This window comes from Sphingorhabdus sp. (assembly GCF_044239005.1).
Taxonomy (GTDB): domain Bacteria; phylum Pseudomonadota; class Alphaproteobacteria; order Sphingomonadales; family Sphingomonadaceae; genus Sphingorhabdus_B.
In genome coordinates this window covers 1-15,870 of record NZ_JBIICH010000042.1, presented here as the reverse complement: position 1 = coordinate 15,870, position 15,870 = coordinate 1, and the positions used below count along the sequence as shown (strand labels likewise).

Below are 15,870 nucleotides of genomic sequence, written 5' to 3'. Positions count from 1 at the left end.
GTGAACGTCCGCCAACGGAGAATTTCGGCAAACATAGCGGGCTGGGTTTGGCCATCGCGCGCACAATTGTTGAAGGCCACCATGGCCGCATCAATGTGCGCGACCGCGTGGATGGTAAAGGCGGGGCCTGCTTTGAAATCGCCCTTCCCTGCGCAGCGGTGGCGACCCGCTAATGCCACAGATGATCCATGGCACCGCGATATCCATCGGTGGCCATGCTGTGATGATTATGGGCGAATCGGGTAGCGGCAAGTCCGATCTCGCGCTCCGGCTGATTGATCGCGGCGCAATTTTGATTAGCGATGATGTCGTTTTTCTGAAAACCCGTGACAACACCCCAATACTTACCGTCGCCCCCAATATCGCCGGAAAGATTGAGGTGCGCGGCGTCGGCATCTTTGATGTCGATTTCATAGCGTCTGCGCCGCTTCGCCTCGTAATAGAGTTCGTGGATGCACCAGACAGATTACCTGAAGACATTGCGCGCACCAACATTGGTGATTACGTCGTTCCCGTGTCCAGGCTAAACCCATTTGAACAAAGCAGCGCGATCAAGGTCGAATATGCGTTGCGGGCAGTTCTCGATCGCGGCGCCTTGCCCGAATTTACATCCGCCGTTTCTGCAAAAGAAAGCTTGCCATCGTGAACGCCAAAACAGCCTCTATCCCGCAAACAATATTGATTGTGACGGGCGTTTCTGGCGCAGGCAAAACCACCGTTCTGAAGGCGCTTGAAGATTTAGGCTGGGAGGCAGTCGACAATTTCCCGATCCGCCTTGCCAGCCAGTTACTTGAAATACCCGTCACCGGTCGTCAGGCGAGCCCCGATATCCCCATCGCCCTTGGCTTTGACAGCCGAACGCGGGGTTTTGACGCCGAAACGCTCATTCAACAGATCAAACAGCTGCAGAACCAGCCCAACCTGACCATCAGAACGCTGTTTCTCGACTGTGCAGGCGTTGAAATTGAACGCCGTTACGCAGAGACGCGGCGCCGTCACCCCGCGGCGCCGGACCGCCCGGCCATGGATGGCATCGCGATTGAACGGACGTTGATGGAGCCATTTCGGCGCTGGGCAGAGACGGTCATCGATACGAGCAAGCTGTCCGCACATGACCTGCAACAGGCAATCCGCGAGCAGTTCAACAACGAAGCATCGCCACATTCGGTCATTACAATCACCAGCTTTGGCTATTCACGCGGCATTCCCCACAATGCCGATCTGGTTTTTGATCTGCGTTTCCTGCGCAATCCGCATTGGGACAATATACTTCGGCCGCTTACGGGGTTGGATGAAGGTGTATCGCATTATGTCGAAGCTGACCCGGCCTATGATGCGGCGATGGAAAAGATACGCGACTTGCTCCGCTATCTTTTGCCGCTCTATGACGCGCAAGGTAAGGCCTATGTAAACATTGCCTTTGGCTGCACCGGCGGACGCCACAGATCGGTCCATGTCGCCGAACAATTTGGGCGTTGGTTACGTGAAGATGGCTTTGACCCCGCGGTGAACCATCGCAATCTGACCTCAAGACCGATTGACGCAATTGAAGAGCCTGCTAACGGCGCAAATAAGAATAGCGCTCCACAGGGTAACGACATCACATGATCGGTTTGATTTTAGTCACACATGGCAAACTTGCCGCCGAGTTTCTCGTCGCGCTCGAGCATGTTGTTGGCCCCCAAAAAGACATCGCCACCATTTGCATTGGGCCGCATGATGACATGGAGGCCCGCCGCAATGAAATAGCCGCGGCCATTAAGCAGGTTGATTCAGGAAAAGGCGCGATAATCCTCTCCGATCTTTTTGGCGGAACACCGTCCAATCTGGCCATCTCGCTTCTGGAAAGCGGCCGGGTCGAAGTCATCGCCGGCGTAAACCTGCCCATGCTGATCCGCCTCGATAGCGCCCGCAAAAACCTGGATGTGAAAGAGGCTGTCGCCGCTGCGCGTGAAGCGGGCCGAAAATATATCAGCGTGGCGTCCGAAGTGCTTGAGGCGTCGAAATGACCCGCCTCAGCCGGTCTGCAACAATCGTGAATGTGAAAGGGCTGCATGCCCGCGCCAGTGCAAAATTTGTCACCTTTGTCAGCCGGTTGCCCGAAGGCATTAAGGTTGAAGTTGAAAAAGACGGGCAGATCGTCACGGGCACGTCCATCATGGGTCTAATGATGCTCGGCGCGGCAAAGGGCAGTGAAATTACCATTCACGTTGAAGGCGACCAGGCGGAGCCCGCCATTGAAAAACTCATCGGGCTGGTCGTCGACGGCTTTGGCGAAGACTGATGCGCCGTGAGATTACGGGATTTTCCAATCCCCTTCTGAAGGAAATCCGCGGACTGCGGGAAAAGAAATTGCGGAAACGCGCGGGGCTTTTTCTCGCCGAAGGCCTCCGCATTATGACGGAAGCCCGCGAAGCGGGTTTTCTCCCCGAAATGCTGTTCCGGGTCAAAGACCGGCAAGTCCACGCACTCGAAATAGCGCTTGAAGACGAGGTTCTCCGTAATGACGGGGACGTCATTGAAACCAGCGCCGAAATCATGGCGAAACTGTCCGGCAAAGATAACGCACAGGCGGTCGTCGGTGTCTATCGTGACCATATTACCACGCTTGCCGATATAGAGCGCGCGACCGCGCCGATCTGGCTCGTGGCGCAAGCGATGCGCGACCCGGGCAATTTGGGGACAATGTTGCGGACCGGCGATGCTGTCGGCGCCGGCGGGCTTATTCTCATTGATGACTGCACAGACCCGTTTTCGGTTGAGGCCGTCCGCGCGAGCATGGGCGCTATTTTCACGCAAAAAATTGTTCAGTGTCGATGGGACGAGTTTATGACCTGGTTGCGCGCGGGCGATGGTCAGCTGGTCGGGACGAGCCTGCAAACCGACACAGACTATCAAGCGGCGCACTACACCAGCCCTTGCTTCATCCTGACGGGCAACGAAGCGCAGGGTCTGCCCGACGATTATGAAGGTCAGTGCGACTTGCTCGTCAAAATGCCGATGCAGGGCAAGGCGGACAGCTTAAACGCCGCGGTGGCCACGGCAGTCATGGCGTATGAAGTGCTGAACCAGTTTCGCCGTCCAGCGCGCGACTGACTTTCGCCAGAGCTATCACTCCGCCGCTTCGCGTCCGTCGGCAATTTGCGCGTTCATTTCGGCATCACCGTAACGCGGCAGCGCCTCGACCGACGGGATATCTTCCAATTCGCGCTTGCCGGTTTCAACATTTAGGTCAGCAAATTTCCGACCCGTCGACATAACGTTGCGTTCAAAGCTGCCCACGAATTTATTATAATTATTCACCGCCGAGGACAGCCCGCTGCCCACCGATTTCAGATGCTGCGCGGCAACGGCAATGCGATCGTACATTTCCTTGCCAAGCGCGCCAATTTGCTTGGCTTCGCGTGCGAGCCCCTCTTGCCGCCATACGCTGGCAACGGTCCGCGCAATCGCAACCAGATTAGTCGGCGTGGCCAACAACACCTTCTTATCAAAGGCAAAGTCCCACAATTGCGGTTCATGCTCAAGCGCAGCCGCCAGAAAATGTTCGCCCGGGACAAACATAATCACATAATCGGGCGCGTCCTCAAACTGGTCCCAATAGGCTTTGCGCGACAGACCATCGATATGGTTCTTCATCGACTGTGTGTGCCGCGTCATGGCGACGGCGCGAACGTCGTCATCCACGGAGGCAAATGCGTCTTGGTAATCGTTCAAAGACACCTTGGCATCGATAACCAACGTCCGTCCGCCCGGCACGTGAATGATAGCGTCCGGCCGCAAGCGCAGGCCATCGCCTGCATCAATGCTGGTTTCCAGATCAAAATCGACATGTTCGGATAGGCCGCAGCTTTCCAAAACATTCTTCAACTGCTGCTCGCCCCAGCGGCCCCGCGCCTTTGGCGCATTGCGCAATGAGTTCATCAGGCCAGAGGCAACGTTTGAAACACGCTCCTGCCCAAGCCGCATTTCGCCAATCAAACCCTTCAGATCGCCATAGGCTTCCGTGCGGTCTTTCTCGATTTTGCCGACTTGCTCTTCATATGCTTTCAGCTTTTCGCCAACGGGCCCCAAAAGCTGCTTCAACCGCTCTTCATTCTTTTCACCGGCCTGATGAAAACGTTCATCGGCGCGTTGAAGAAAAGCCGCTTGCGCCTCGCCCAACAGTTTTTGGCCAATCTCGCCAAACTGCGCCGACAAGGTTTCTTTTGCCTGACCCAGCACCGCGATTTGTTCGTCAAAGCCGCGCTCACGTTCTTCTAGGCTGGTTTCCAGACGCGCCAATCGGTCCTTTGCACTGTCGCGCTCAACCACGACCTGATCAAGCATGGAACGCAGTTGCACGGTTGTTTCCTGCCCTGCCCGGCTTTCACGCCCGCCTGCAAACCAGCCGAGGACAAGCCCGACCAGCAAAGTAAGCACAACGATGACAATGACGACTAACGGCTCCAACACAGCACTCCAAATATAGAACGAATGCGGAACATAGCCTATGGCAGGCTTAGGTCAAGCGGCTTCGGTTTGCGCCCGCCGTGCCTTTTTTACGCGCGCATAGCTTATGGCGCTAAACGGCAGCAGCCCTGCATAAACTATTGTCGCCCCGATCATCGCAACCCAAGGGGCAGCAACCAAGGTCGCGGTAAACAAACCAACAAAAGCGAGAGCCATAAAGCGCAGGCTACGGCGGACCTTAATCGACGACCAGCTGTAGGTGGCAACGTTGGAAACCATCAAGACCGCACACAGGAGCAACCATGGCCCAAGAAAGCGATAGTCACGCACCCATTCTGCACCGGTTTCGAACCAAATCATCATCGGCAGCAAGGCCAACGCTGCACCCGGCGGCGATGGAACGCCGGTGTTAAATCCCGCCAATTTATGGGGCTGGTCTTCGGTGTCGATGCGCGCATTAAAACGCGCAAGCCGCAGCGCAGCGCACAGCACAAAGAATACGGAGATGGTCCAGCCGAAGCGCGGCATATCCTGCAGCACCCACATGTACATGACCAGCGCCGGGGTCGCGCCGAAAGCAATCACATCAGAAAGCGAATCCAGTTCCGCGCCAAAACGGCTTTCGCCTTTCAACATCCGGGCGACGCGGCCATCCATGACGTCAAGCACACCTGCAATAACCATCGCGGCGACAGCATTTTCCCAGCGGCCCTGCATCGCAAACCATGCCCCCGAGAGGCCAGTGCACAAGGCAAGCGCGGTGATCGCATTTGGTGCGAGCGCCCGTAACGGAATGCCGGGGCGAGAGGGAAAATCGTTCATTAGTGTGCGACGGCAATCAAATCTTGATCAACGCCCAAGTCGGCGATGACCGTTTCGCCAGCAACGCAACGCTGCCCCTTAATGACGCGCGACGATGTTCCGTGCGGCAAATATACATCCACGCGGCTGCCAAAGCGGATAAGGCCGATACGTTGGCCATTAGCTACGCTGTCGCCTTCTTTGACAAAGGCAACAATACGGCGGGCAACAAGACCAGCGATTTGCGTAAAGCCGATGCGCACGCCGTCGCTGCGCTCAACAAGGAAGTGCTGACGTTCGTTTTCTTCGCTCGCTTTATCCAAGTCAGCGTTCAAAAACTTACCGGCGATGTACACAACGCGTTTGATCGTGCCGCGGATTGGCGTCCGGTTAATATGCACGTCAAACACACTCATGAAGATCGAAACCCGCGTCATCGGCTGATCACCCAGACCGTCTGGCCCGCGCAATTCTGCGGGTGGCAGAACTTGTTCAATCAAGGTGACAAGGCCATCTGCTGGCGAAACCACAAAGCGGTCGTCTATGGGTGTTGCACGGACTGGATCGCGAAAGAAAGCGAGTGTCCAGATGGTCACGGCGCCCATGGGCCATGCGAGCGTCTCCCATGCCATAAATGCAAAAAACAGGGTGATACCCGCTGCGATCAGGCCAAATTTACGGCCTTCGGGGTGAACAGGCGGAAACGACCATTTCGCGACCCCGCTGCCCCGGTTTGTCAATTCTTGTCTACTCATAGACTTTAGCTAGGGGATGACAGTGCATCTTACAACCTTTGATGCCGTTTCCGGCAATTTCCGACAATTGCGCTAGCCAGTTGAACATATGGCAGACTTTGCTATGGCACCCGTCAATATCAAATCTCCCCAACGGAAAGAGCTTTCTGACATGGCAAAAATTAAGGTCAAAAATCCGGTTGTAGAACTCGATGGCGACGAAATGACTCGCATCATCTGGGAATGGATCAGGGAACGTCTCATCCTGCCATATCTCGATATTGACCTGAAATATTATGACCTTGGCATGGAATATCGCGACAAGACCAATGACAAGGTCACTGTTGATTCCGCCAACGCAATTCGCGAATTCGGTGTCGGCGTAAAATGCGCGACCATCACACCCGATGAAGCGCGCGTAGAAGAGTTCGGCCTGCAGAAAATGTGGAAGTCGCCAAACGGCACCATCCGCAACATTTTGGGCGGCGTTGTTTTTCGTGAACCGATTGTCATCGAAAATGTCCCGCGCCTCATTCCGGGCTGGACTGACCCTATCGTGATCGGCCGCCATGCATTTGGTGACCAGTATCGCGCGACCGATTTCCTCGTTCCCGGACCCGGCACATTGCGCCTTGTCTGGGACGGCGACGATGGCCAAAAAATTGATGAAGAAGTGTTCCGTTATCCATCACCGGGCGTTGCGCTTGCGATGTACAATCTCGACGATTCGATTCGTGATTTTGCCCGCGCTTCGCTGAACTATGGCGTAACCCGCGAATGGCCCGTGTATCTGTCGACCAAGAACACCATCCTGAAATATTATGATGGCCGCTTTAAGGACCTGTTCCAAGAAGTGTACGAAGCCGAATTTGCCGAAAAGTTCAAAGAACTCGGCATTGTGTACGAGCATCGCTTGATCGATGACATGGTCGCGTCCGCGCTGAAGTGGTCGGGCAAGTTCATCTGGGCGTGTAAAAACTATGATGGTGATGTGCAGTCCGACCAAGTCGCTCAAGGATTTGGATCGCTTGGATTGATGACGTCGATTCTGATGACACCAGATGGCAAGACCGTTGAGGCTGAAGCCGCTCATGGCACGGTAACGCGCCATTACCGCCAGCATCAGCAGGGCAAGGCAACATCGACCAACCCGATTGCGTCGATTTTTGCATGGACCGGCGGCCTGAAGTTCCGTGGCAAGTTTGACGAAACGCCTGAAGTGACTCGCTTTGCAGAAACGCTTGAAGAAGTGTGCATCCAGACTGTTGAAGACGGCCACATGACAAAGGATCTCGCGATACTCATTGGTCCAGACCAGGCATGGATGACGACCGAGCAGTTCTTTGAACAGGTTCGCGCCAACCTCGAAGCTAAAATGGGCAGCTGGCAGTAACAGCAAACTCATAAGTACAACAAAGCGCGGAGGGCAACCTCCGCGCTTTTTTATTGTCCTGTCCTTCCCTTTTCATGCTGCATTGGCGTACAAGGTGCACATGGCAGGTGAATTACACAGCGAAAGCATAAGCGATCTGCTCGTCATTCTGGGCGCGGCTGGCATCGTCATCCCGGCCTTCGCCCGTTTTCGCATCACGCCGATTATCGGTTTCATCTTGGTGGGGATAATGGTCGGCCCCATGGGCCTCGGCACTTTGGTCGAACGCTATCCATTGCTTGAATGGGTTACCATTACCAATCCAGAGGCCATTGGCCCCATTGGCGAATATGGCATTATCTTATTGCTGTTCACGATAGGGCTTGAACTGTCCTTTCGGCGATTGTGGAAGATGCGGCGTCTGGTTTTTGGCGTGGGCGCGGCGCAATTGTTCGGTGCGGGAATCATCATTGCCGCGGGGCTTTTGCTATTTGGCTATAATCTGACGGCTGCGATTGGCATCGGCATTGCGCTGGCGCTTTCATCGACTGCGCTGGTGCTGCCGATATCGGGCACGCATTCTGCCGTTGGCAAATCGGCCCTTGGGATGTTGCTTTTCGAAGATCTTGCGATCGTCCCGATCATCTTCGTCCTGGGGGCGCTGGCTCCACAAGCGGGTTCGGATTCGTGGGAGGGCATGGTTACTGTTCTCTGGCAGGGCACATTGGTGATCGTCGGCATGCTTGTACTTGGCCGCTTCTTCCTGCCCCGCCTGTTCGGGCAGGCCGCGCGGACCAAAAGCCCGGAACTATTTGTGTCGGTCAGCCTGCTGGTCGTGATCGTGGCAAGTCTCGCGACCGGCGCGGTTGGCCTTTCGCCCATCGTCGGCGCAATGATCGCTGGTTTGTTAATCGCCGAGACGGACTATCATACCGAAGTCGCCGTCATGACCGCGCCGTTCAAGGGACTGGCGCTGGGTGTGTTTCTGATCAGCATCGGCATGCAAGTCGATCTGCGCTTTGTCGCGGCCAATTGGGCGGCGCTGGTTGGCGCGGTGGCCAGCGTCGTTCTGATAAAGGCGGCGGTTACCGCAGGCCTGCTGAAGCTGAACGGCGCACGCACGGGGACCGCCACTGAGACAGGCGTTCTTATGGGAAGCCCATCCGAAACCACCCTTATTGTGTTAGGCGCAGCCGGCGCGGCGCAGATTATTGACGCTGCGACCGTCAATTTCTGGCAAGTCGCAACGGCAATTGGCTTAACCATAACGCCGATATTAGCGCGCATCGGCCACGACATGGCGCGCCGAATTGAACTGCGCGAGACCGACGACGAGATATATGAACAAGACCCGGCGCAAGAACCGCGCACGGTCGTTATCGGCTTTGGCCGGGTCGGTCATTTGGTGGCCGACATGCTGACGACGCATGGGCAGCCTTATGTTGCAGTTGAATCCAATGTGGATGTCGTCACCGCGGCGCGGCGCGGTGGGTATAAAGTTATCTTTGGCGACATCTCACGACCCGAAACATTGGACAAGCTGAGCCTTGGCCACGCAAAGGCGATTATTCTGACCATGGATCAACCGGTGCTGGCCGAACATATCGTCAAGCGCGTCCGCCAATGGTTGCCCGATATTACCATCGTCGCCCGTGCACGTGATACAGACCATGCCGCACGCCTGTATCAGGCCGGTGCAACCGATGCTGTTCCCGAAACACTGGAAAGCTCGCTTCAGCTATCGGAAGCCGTGCTTGTCGACCTCGGCGTGGCCATGGGCCCCGTGATCGCATCGATCCACGAAAAGCGCGACGAATTCCGGCGGCAGATTAAAGAAGCAGGCGGCCTCGACGAGGCCCCCAAGCTCAAGCTTACGTCTTAACCGGCAATCTTTGCCCTAATGGCATCCAATGCCGCCTGCGCCAGTTCAGCGCCAGCTGGGCCGCCGCCTTGTGCCATATCGGGACGTCCACCGCCACCTTGCGCGCCCATCGCCTCGGTCGCGGCGCGAACAAGGTCTGGAGCGGTCAGCGTGGCGTGGAGCGCGGGTGAGACGGCGACAACGACGGTATTGCTGTTCTCGTTCGCCGCAATGATGGCGACGATGCCGCTGCCAATGGCCTTCATCTGGTCATCGGCCAAACCGCGCAGGGCCTTTGGCTCGATACCATTGATGACCTGCCCCATGAATGTGACATCACCGATTGTTTCAGCTTCAGCCTTAGGACCGCTGCCACCGGACAATGCGAGCGCCGTCTTGGCTTCGGAGAGCTCTTTCTCCATCCGCTTGCGTTCGCTCATCAATGTTTCAATACGCGCGCCGACTTCATCAGGCGCGGTTTTCAGCATTGCGGCTACATTCTTCAACTGTGTTTCGCGGCCAACGAGCCAGAGGCGTGCGGCCTCTCCGGTCAATGCCTCAATCCGGCGGATACCGCTTGCGACGGCGCCTTCGGACACGATCGTGAACAAGGCAATGTCACCCAATGCGTTCACATGCGTGCCACCGCACAGTTCGAGCGAATAATGCGTGTCTTCGGTCCTGCCCATCGTCAACACGCGGACTTCCTCGCCATATTTCTCGCCAAACAACGCAAGCGCACCCGCAGCGACCGCGTCATCGGGGGTCATCAAACGCGTGGTTACGGGCTGATTACCCCGAATTTGTGCGTTCACATCGGCTTCAATCATCGCAATTTCATCAGCGGTCACCGCCTGATTATGCGAAAAGTCGAACCGCAGACGATCCGGTGCAACAAGGCTTCCCTTTTGCGTGACATGGCTGCCCAGTCTTTCACGCAGGGATGCGTGCAGCAAATGGGTTGCGCTATGGTTGGCGCGCAGGGAGTCGCGACGGGTTGTATCGATCTTCAGGGTGACAAAGTCGCCGACCTTGATCTCGCCCGTTCCAATCGTCACCTGATGTGCATGCAAACGTCCAAGCGGCTTTGCCGTGTCGGTGACGTCACCACGCATGTTGGCGCTTGAAATAACCCCAGCGTCGCCCATCTGGCCGCCGCTTTCGCCGTAAAATGGCGTCTGGTTGGTGATGACGGTCACGGTGTCGTTTGCAGCCGCAGACTGGACTTCAACGCCATCATTGACGAGGGCAACAACTTGCCCCTCGCCTTCATTTGCTGCGTAACCGGTAAACTCGGTCGAACCAACGCGTTCGGCGATGTCGAACCAGACGTCGTCCGATGCCTTGGCACCAGAACCCTTCCATGCGGCACGCGCCATCGCCTTTTGATTGTTCATGGCGGTTTCAAAACCGGCCTGATCAATGCCCAAGCCCTGCGCACGCAACGCATCTTCGGTCAGGTCATATGGAAAGCCATATGTGTCATACAGTTTGAAGGCGGTATCACCGGCAAGGATGTCACCGGGCTGCATGCCCGTGGTCGCTTCATCCAGCAGCTTGATGCCCTTGTCCAGCGTGCGGCGAAACTGGGTTTCTTCCTGCTTCAACGTCGCTTCGATCATCGGTTGCGCACGCAGCAATTCGGGATAGGCCGCGCCCATTTCCGCGGCGAGGCTGCCCACCAAACGGTGCATCAACGGCTCTTTCGCGCCAAGGATGTGCGCATGGCGCATGGCGCGGCGCATGATGCGGCGCAGAACATAGCCGCGACCTTCGTTCGACGGCATGACACCATCGGCCAACAGGAAGCTGGTCGAGCGCAAATGGTCGGCAATCACGCGGTGGCTGGCCATTTGGTCGCCCTGCGCCTTGGTGCCGGTCAGCTCTTCCGACGCATTGATCAGCGCCTTGAACGTGTCGGTGTCGTAATTGTCGTGCACGCCCTGCATGACAGCAGCGATGCGCTCAAGCCCCATGCCGGTATCGATCGACGGCTTTGGCAACGGCACATCGGTGCCGTCATCCTGCCGCTCGAATTGCATGAACACGAGGTTCCAGATTTCGACAAAACGGTCGCCATCTTCATCCGGGCTTCCGGGAGGGCCGCCAAAGATATGGTCGCCATGGTCATAAAAGATTTCGCTGCACGGGCCGCATGGCCCCGTGTCACCCATCGACCAGAAATTATCGTTCGTCGCGATGCGGATGATACGCTCTTCGGGAAGGCCCGCAATCTTGCGCCACAGGTCAAATGCCTCGTCATCGGTGTGGTAAACCGTCGTCGTCAGGCGCGATGGATCAAGGCCCCATTCCTTGGTCAGCAATGTCCACGCATGGGTAATCGCCTGTTCTTTGAAATAATCGCCGAACGAGAAGTTCCCGAGCATTTCAAAGAATGTGTGGTGGCGCGCCGTGTAGCCGACATTGTCCAGATCATTATGCTTGCCGCCCGCCCGCACGCATTTCTGGCTGGAAGCTGCACGCGGCGTTTCCCGGCTTTCAAGCCCCGTAAACACGTTTTTAAACGGTACCATGCCGGCATTGACGAACATCAATGTCGGGTCATTGTACGGCACGAGTGGCGCGGACGAGACTATGTCGTGCTGGGCAGCACCAAAATAATCAAGGAACCCGCGGCGAATATCATTGGTCGATGTCATAACGAAAGCGACTTAGGGAACGACTCGCCGCCCTGCAAGCCGGATATGCACTTTGCCGCTCCATCAGGCATAAGCATAAGGTCCGCCCTTTTCGAGCGCGCGCTGAAATGCGGGCCGCGCGTGGATTGTTTCCACAAATTTGGTGAGGTTCGGGCGGTTGGCAGCGCGACCCATTTTGACGGCGGCCTCGGCTGGAAAGCTCAACATGATGTCGGCGCCGCTCATCATATCGCCCACAAACCATCCGCTAGCGTTCAATCCATCCTCCATGAACTGGAAATGGCTCTCCAATTGCTCATGAATGCGCGGGTGCAGCGGCGCGGCGGCTTCGCCCAGACGGGCCGTGTACAGGTTGAGCAAAATCGGTGTCATCGCCGAACCCTCGGCAAAATGCAGCCACTCAAGGTAGCGGATATGTTCGTCTGTCCCACGTGGCGGCACCAGATGCGCGCCATTATGACGCTCGCACAAATATTCGACGATAGCCCCTGATTCAAAAACGACATTGCCGGCGTCTTCTATCATCGGTGACTTACCCAAAGGATGTATTTTCAAAAGCGCCTCAGGCGCAAGATTGGTCACGGCATCGCGTTGGTGGTGCACAATTTCATACGGCACGTTCAATTCTTCGAGGAGCCACAAAATCCGTTGCGACCGCGAATTGTTCAAATGGTGCACTGTGATGGTCATGGTTATTCTCCTGAATGATTTTGATAGATACGCGCGGCGATTTCCCGAACCAGCTTGGCCCCGACGATTGCCGTAACATCGTTCACGTCGCGCTGGAGGTTAAGTTCCACGACATCCGCGCCGACGATTGCGGCATTTTGTCTTGCAAGTATCGACAGGACTTCGCGCACCGTCAGGCCGCCCGGCTCGGGATGCGCCACACCCGGCGCCTCCGACGGGTCAAGGCCATCGAGATCAAAACTGATGTAGAGCGGCCCTTCAAGAACGGGAACATGCGCCGGCGAGAAGTTCAGCATCGGGAGTATTTCAACGCCATAACGCTCCGCCTGTTCGCGGCAGTGGCGGTTCAGCGTCCGGATGCCGACTTGAACAATGCGCTTTGCGTGGCCGGCTTCCAATATGCGGGCGAATGGCGATGCATGGCTGCGCGGATTGCCTTCAAAATCAGCATAAATGTCGGGGTGCGCATCGAAATGCAGAATGTTGAGCGGACCATGACGCGCGGCCAGAGCCGCCACCACCGGATATGTTACCGAATGATCGCCGCCCAGCAGCAGAGGAACCGCGCCCGCGTCCATCGCGTCAGCCACCGCTTTTACGATAAGCGCGTCATCCGCCGCGGCGTCCACGTCCAAAAGCGGCACATCACCGCGATCGATCAGCGCGATGTCGGTTCCTATTTCAAGGCCGCACTCGGTCGATAGGTTACCCCGATCGCTAAATATTGCATGGCGAATTGCGGCCGGTGCCGCCGCTGCGCCACGTTCGAACGAACTGTTTTGATCTGTGGGCAAGCCAATCAGGTGAATCTGGAATGTCATTGATGCAGTTGTGCCTTAGCCACCCTGCCTGTCAAGAAGTCAGCGGTCCTCGCGCGCGGCTCTTCATATGTGGGTGGCAAATAAAGTGACCCGCCCCGGGGTGGACCAGGACGGGTCGAAAGCAGCGGCCTCAGGCAAGGCCGCGCTTGTTCGCATATTTGTTAAACGTCGTCTTCCGCGTCAGGCCCTGTCATCAGGACTTCAGCGACTTCTTCGGTCTTGCCGCGGATGGCCGCTTCCAACCGTGCGGCGACTTCAGGATTTTCCGTAAGATAGGTTTTTGAATTCTCACGCCCCTGGCCAATACGGATCGAGTCATAGCTGAACCAGCTGCCGGACTTTTCGACAATTCCTGCCTTCACGCCCAGATCCAAAAGTTCCCCGGTCTTGGAAATACCTTCGCCGTACATGATGTCGAATTCGACCTGTTTGAACGGTGGAGCTACCTTGTTTTTCACAACCTTCACGCGGGTTGTGTTGCCCACAATATCTTCACCAGACTTAATCTGACCTGTGCGGCGAATATCCAAACGGACCGACGCATAAAATTTCAACGCATTACCGCCAGTGGTGGTTTCGGGCGAACCGTACATCACACCGATTTTCATGCGGATCTGGTTGATGAAAATCACCATGCAGTTCGACCGGCTGATCGAACCTGTAATTTTGCGAAGCGCCTGGCTCATTAAACGGGCTTGCAAGCCGACATGGCTGTCGCCCATTTCACCTTCGATTTCGGCGCGCGGTACAAGTGCAGCAACCGAGTCGATAACCAAAATGTCGACTGCGTTAGAACGCACCAGCGTATCTGCAATCTCAAGTGCTTGCTCACCCGTGTCGGGCTGCGACACGATGAGGTTATCAATATCGACACCCAATTTCTTCGCATAGCCCGGATCCAGCGCATGCTCTGCATCGATAAATGCCGCCGTACCGCCTGCCTTCTGCGCCTCTGCAATTGCATGCAAGGTCAGCGTGGTCTTACCCGAGCTTTCTGGACCGTAAATTTCGATCACGCGTCCCTTAGGCAGGCCGCCAATGCCAAGCGCAATATCCAGACCAAGCGAGCCTGTGGACACTGCATCAATAGCAATAGCCTCACGGCTACCCAGCTTCATCGCCGAGCCTTTACCAAAGGCGCGATCAATCTGCGCGAGCGCCGCTTCTAACGCCTTTTCACGTTCCGAATTTTTCATACCGTTTGCCTGATTCCCATCGACCATTTTAAGACTTGCTGCCATTTTTCCACTCCTTTAGCGTCATGCCTGTTCCAGAACATTATCCGGAATAGCCATTATGTACACCTTCTGTTCCAAAAGAACAAGAGCGGAACAAAATTATTTATATATTGATTTTCAATATCTTAACTAATTAGTCTTTGCGAGCGCGTCATGGACCGCTTCCGCAATTTGCTGAACTGAAAATGGCTTAGCAAGGAACGACACATTGTCGAGGCTGATCGTCTCGCGCAACTGCTCCTCTGCGTAACCGGACATGAACAACAGGCGGATGTCGCCATATGTGTCACGTAAATTGCGTGCCATTGTCGGGCCATCCATATTGGGCATGACGACGTCCGAGACGATGAGGTCATATCGCTTGCCTTCTGCAAAAAGTTCAAGCGCTTGCTCGCCATCGCTAGCAGTTTCCACGACATAACCCTGCCGAACCAACGCACGCTCTGCGACTGCGCGCACCATGTCTTCGTCTTCAACAATCAAGACCCGCCCGTTGCCCCACAAATCCTTGGGCTTATAAAATTCCTTTTTACCCATCCCGACAAAAGGCGCTTCACCTTGATGAACAGGCAAGAAGATGTCGAAGCGTGTACCTTGGCCGACGGTTGAATCGGCAAAGATGAACCCGCCCGATTGTTTAACAATGCCATAGACTGTGGAGAGACCAAGCCCGGTACCCTTCCCCAGTTCCTTCGTCGTGAAAAACGGCTCGAATATCTTGGACAGATTTTCCTTGGAAATGCCGACACCGCTGTCCTCGACGGATAATTTTACATAGTCGCCAATGGGTAAAAACTCGCTACCCATCGCAGCGACCTCCTGCTGCCCCACCGCCAATGTGCTGATGTGCACCACGCCGCCCTTGGGCATAGCGTCGCGCGCATTCACGCCCAGATTGATAATTACCTGCTCAAGTTGTCCTGGGTCGGCACGAACAGCGCCCACACCGCGCCCGTGATGCACCTCAAGCCGGACAGTCTCGCCAAGCAATCGCTTCAGCAAGCTGGATACGTCGGCCACAACATTCGCCAGTTGTAATATCTGCGGACGCAATGTCTGCTGACGCGAGAAGGCAAGCAACTGGCGGGTCAGGCTGGCCGCGCGATTTGAATTGTTCTTGATCTGCTGAATATCATCATAATCGCCATCGCCGGGCTGATGCCGCAGCAGCATGAGGTCGCAATATCCGATAATCGCGGTCAGGATGTTGTTGAAATCATGCGCAACACCGCCCGCCAGCT

At 56.0% G+C, this 15,870-nt stretch carries 16 protein-coding genes; 8 read left to right on the top strand and 8 right to left on the bottom strand.

Annotation, left to right across the window (positions count from 1 at the left end; genetic code table 11):
• From ACILQA_RS05100 to ACILQA_RS05075, 6 genes are all read left to right on the top strand, one after another.
• A partial coding sequence (locus ACILQA_RS05100; RefSeq protein ID WP_395628713.1) for an ATP-binding protein occupies window positions 1-173 on the top strand: 173 nt, incomplete at its 5' end.
• A complete protein-coding gene (locus ACILQA_RS05095; protein WP_395628711.1) occupies window positions 173-646 on the top strand; it encodes an HPr kinase/phosphorylase in 474 nt (157 codons plus the stop codon). The genes ACILQA_RS05100 and ACILQA_RS05095, both read left to right, overlap by 1 nt.
• Window positions 643-1,608, top strand: a complete 966-nt coding sequence (gene rapZ / locus ACILQA_RS05090) for an RNase adapter RapZ (RefSeq protein WP_395628710.1) — start codon at window positions 643-645, stop codon at window positions 1,606-1,608. Before ACILQA_RS05095 ends, rapZ begins: the two co-directional genes overlap by 4 nt.
• Window positions 1,605-2,009 (top strand): PTS sugar transporter subunit IIA, encoded by a 405-nt coding sequence (locus ACILQA_RS05085; protein WP_324476938.1) that lies wholly within the window; start codon window positions 1,605-1,607, stop codon window positions 2,007-2,009. Before rapZ ends, ACILQA_RS05085 begins: the two co-directional genes overlap by 4 nt.
• Window positions 2,006-2,284 carry an HPr family phosphocarrier protein gene (locus ACILQA_RS05080; RefSeq protein WP_395628709.1) on the top strand — a complete coding sequence of 93 codons (279 nt, stop codon included), beginning with the start codon at window positions 2,006-2,008 and terminating at the stop codon, window positions 2,282-2,284. Before ACILQA_RS05085 ends, ACILQA_RS05080 begins: the two co-directional genes overlap by 4 nt.
• A complete protein-coding gene (locus ACILQA_RS05075) occupies window positions 2,284-3,096 on the top strand; it encodes a TrmH family RNA methyltransferase (RefSeq protein ID WP_395628708.1) in 813 nt (270 codons plus the stop codon). Before ACILQA_RS05080 ends, ACILQA_RS05075 begins: the two co-directional genes overlap by 1 nt.
• 15 nt (window positions 3,097-3,111) lie before the next feature.
• Here the strand turns inward: ACILQA_RS05075 and ACILQA_RS05070 are convergent, their stop codons facing one another.
• Genes ACILQA_RS05070 through ACILQA_RS05060 form a run of 3 tightly spaced genes read right to left on the bottom strand, consistent with a single transcriptional unit; the run spans window position 3,112 to window position 6,008 of the window.
• Window positions 3,112-4,452 (bottom strand): DNA recombination protein RmuC, encoded by a 1,341-nt coding sequence (locus tag ACILQA_RS05070; RefSeq protein WP_395628712.1) that lies wholly within the window; start codon window positions 4,450-4,452, stop codon window positions 3,112-3,114.
• A 54-nt stretch (window positions 4,453-4,506) separates the two neighbouring features.
• Window positions 4,507-5,274 (bottom strand): CDP-alcohol phosphatidyltransferase family protein, encoded by a 768-nt coding sequence (locus tag ACILQA_RS05065; RefSeq protein ID WP_395628707.1) that lies wholly within the window; start codon window positions 5,272-5,274, stop codon window positions 4,507-4,509.
• Window positions 5,274-6,008, bottom strand: a complete 735-nt coding sequence (locus ACILQA_RS05060) for a phosphatidylserine decarboxylase (protein WP_395628706.1) — start codon at window positions 6,006-6,008, stop codon at window positions 5,274-5,276. The genes ACILQA_RS05065 and ACILQA_RS05060 overlap by 1 nt, the downstream gene beginning before the upstream one ends.
• A 151-nt stretch (window positions 6,009-6,159) precedes the next feature.
• Between ACILQA_RS05060 and ACILQA_RS05055 the strand changes: the two genes are divergently transcribed.
• Window positions 6,160-7,380, top strand: coding sequence for an NADP-dependent isocitrate dehydrogenase (locus ACILQA_RS05055; protein WP_395628705.1), 1,221 nt, complete (start codon window positions 6,160-6,162; stop codon window positions 7,378-7,380).
• A 100-nt stretch (window positions 7,381-7,480) separates the two neighbouring features.
• Window positions 7,481-9,241: a cation:proton antiporter gene (locus ACILQA_RS05050; RefSeq protein ID WP_395628704.1), complete on the top strand. Its 1,761-nt coding sequence runs from the start codon at window positions 7,481-7,483 to the stop codon at window positions 9,239-9,241.
• Here ACILQA_RS05050 and alaS read toward each other — a convergent pair.
• The 5 genes from alaS to ACILQA_RS05025 all read right to left on the bottom strand — a co-directional run.
• On the bottom strand, window positions 9,238-11,880 hold the full coding sequence (gene alaS / locus ACILQA_RS05045; RefSeq protein ID WP_395628703.1) for an alanine--tRNA ligase: 2,643 nt from the start codon (window positions 11,878-11,880) through the stop codon (window positions 9,238-9,240). The two genes, ACILQA_RS05050 and alaS, sit on opposite strands and share 4 nt — an antisense overlap.
• Before the next feature lie 63 nt (window positions 11,881-11,943).
• A complete protein-coding gene (locus tag ACILQA_RS05040; protein WP_395628702.1) occupies window positions 11,944-12,570 on the bottom strand; it encodes a glutathione S-transferase family protein in 627 nt (208 codons plus the stop codon).
• 2 nt (window positions 12,571-12,572) lie between these two features.
• Window positions 12,573-13,391, bottom strand: a complete 819-nt coding sequence (locus tag ACILQA_RS05035) for an agmatinase family protein (protein ID WP_395628701.1) — start codon at window positions 13,389-13,391, stop codon at window positions 12,573-12,575.
• A 161-nt stretch (window positions 13,392-13,552) separates the two neighbouring features.
• Window positions 13,553-14,632 (bottom strand): recombinase RecA, encoded by a 1,080-nt coding sequence (gene recA / locus ACILQA_RS05030; protein WP_395628700.1) that lies wholly within the window; start codon window positions 14,630-14,632, stop codon window positions 13,553-13,555.
• Window positions 14,633-14,758: 126 nt separating this feature from the next.
• The coding region (locus tag ACILQA_RS05025) for a response regulator (protein ID WP_395628699.1) at window positions 14,759-15,870 on the bottom strand (1,112 nt) is incomplete at its 5' end.

Coding starts and splice junctions, on each gene's coding strand:
- ACILQA_RS05040 (WP_395628702.1), bottom strand. CDS start 12,570: ATGACCATCACAGTGCACCATTTGAACAATTCGCGGTCGCAACGGATT.
- ACILQA_RS05050 (WP_395628704.1), top strand. CDS start 7,481: ATGGCAGGTGAATTACACAGCGAAAGCATAAGCGATCTGCTCGTCATT.
- ACILQA_RS05060 (WP_395628706.1), bottom strand. CDS start 6,008: ATGAGTAGACAAGAATTGACAAACCGGGGCAGCGGGGTCGCGAAATGG.
- recA (WP_395628700.1), bottom strand. CDS start 14,632: ATGGCAGCAAGTCTTAAAATGGTCGATGGGAATCAGGCAAACGGTATG.
- ACILQA_RS05055 (WP_395628705.1), top strand. CDS start 6,160: ATGGCAAAAATTAAGGTCAAAAATCCGGTTGTAGAACTCGATGGCGAC.
- ACILQA_RS05035 (WP_395628701.1), bottom strand. CDS start 13,391: ATGACATTCCAGATTCACCTGATTGGCTTGCCCACAGATCAAAACAGT.
- ACILQA_RS05075 (WP_395628708.1), top strand. CDS start 2,284: ATGCGCCGTGAGATTACGGGATTTTCCAATCCCCTTCTGAAGGAAATC.
- ACILQA_RS05080 (WP_395628709.1), top strand. CDS start 2,006: ATGACCCGCCTCAGCCGGTCTGCAACAATCGTGAATGTGAAAGGGCTG.
- ACILQA_RS05065 (WP_395628707.1), bottom strand. CDS start 5,274: ATGAACGATTTTCCCTCTCGCCCCGGCATTCCGTTACGGGCGCTCGCA.
- alaS (WP_395628703.1), bottom strand. CDS start 11,880: ATGACATCGACCAATGATATTCGCCGCGGGTTCCTTGATTATTTTGGT.
- ACILQA_RS05095 (WP_395628711.1), top strand. CDS start 173: ATGCCACAGATGATCCATGGCACCGCGATATCCATCGGTGGCCATGCT.
- ACILQA_RS05085 (WP_324476938.1), top strand. CDS start 1,605: ATGATCGGTTTGATTTTAGTCACACATGGCAAACTTGCCGCCGAGTTT.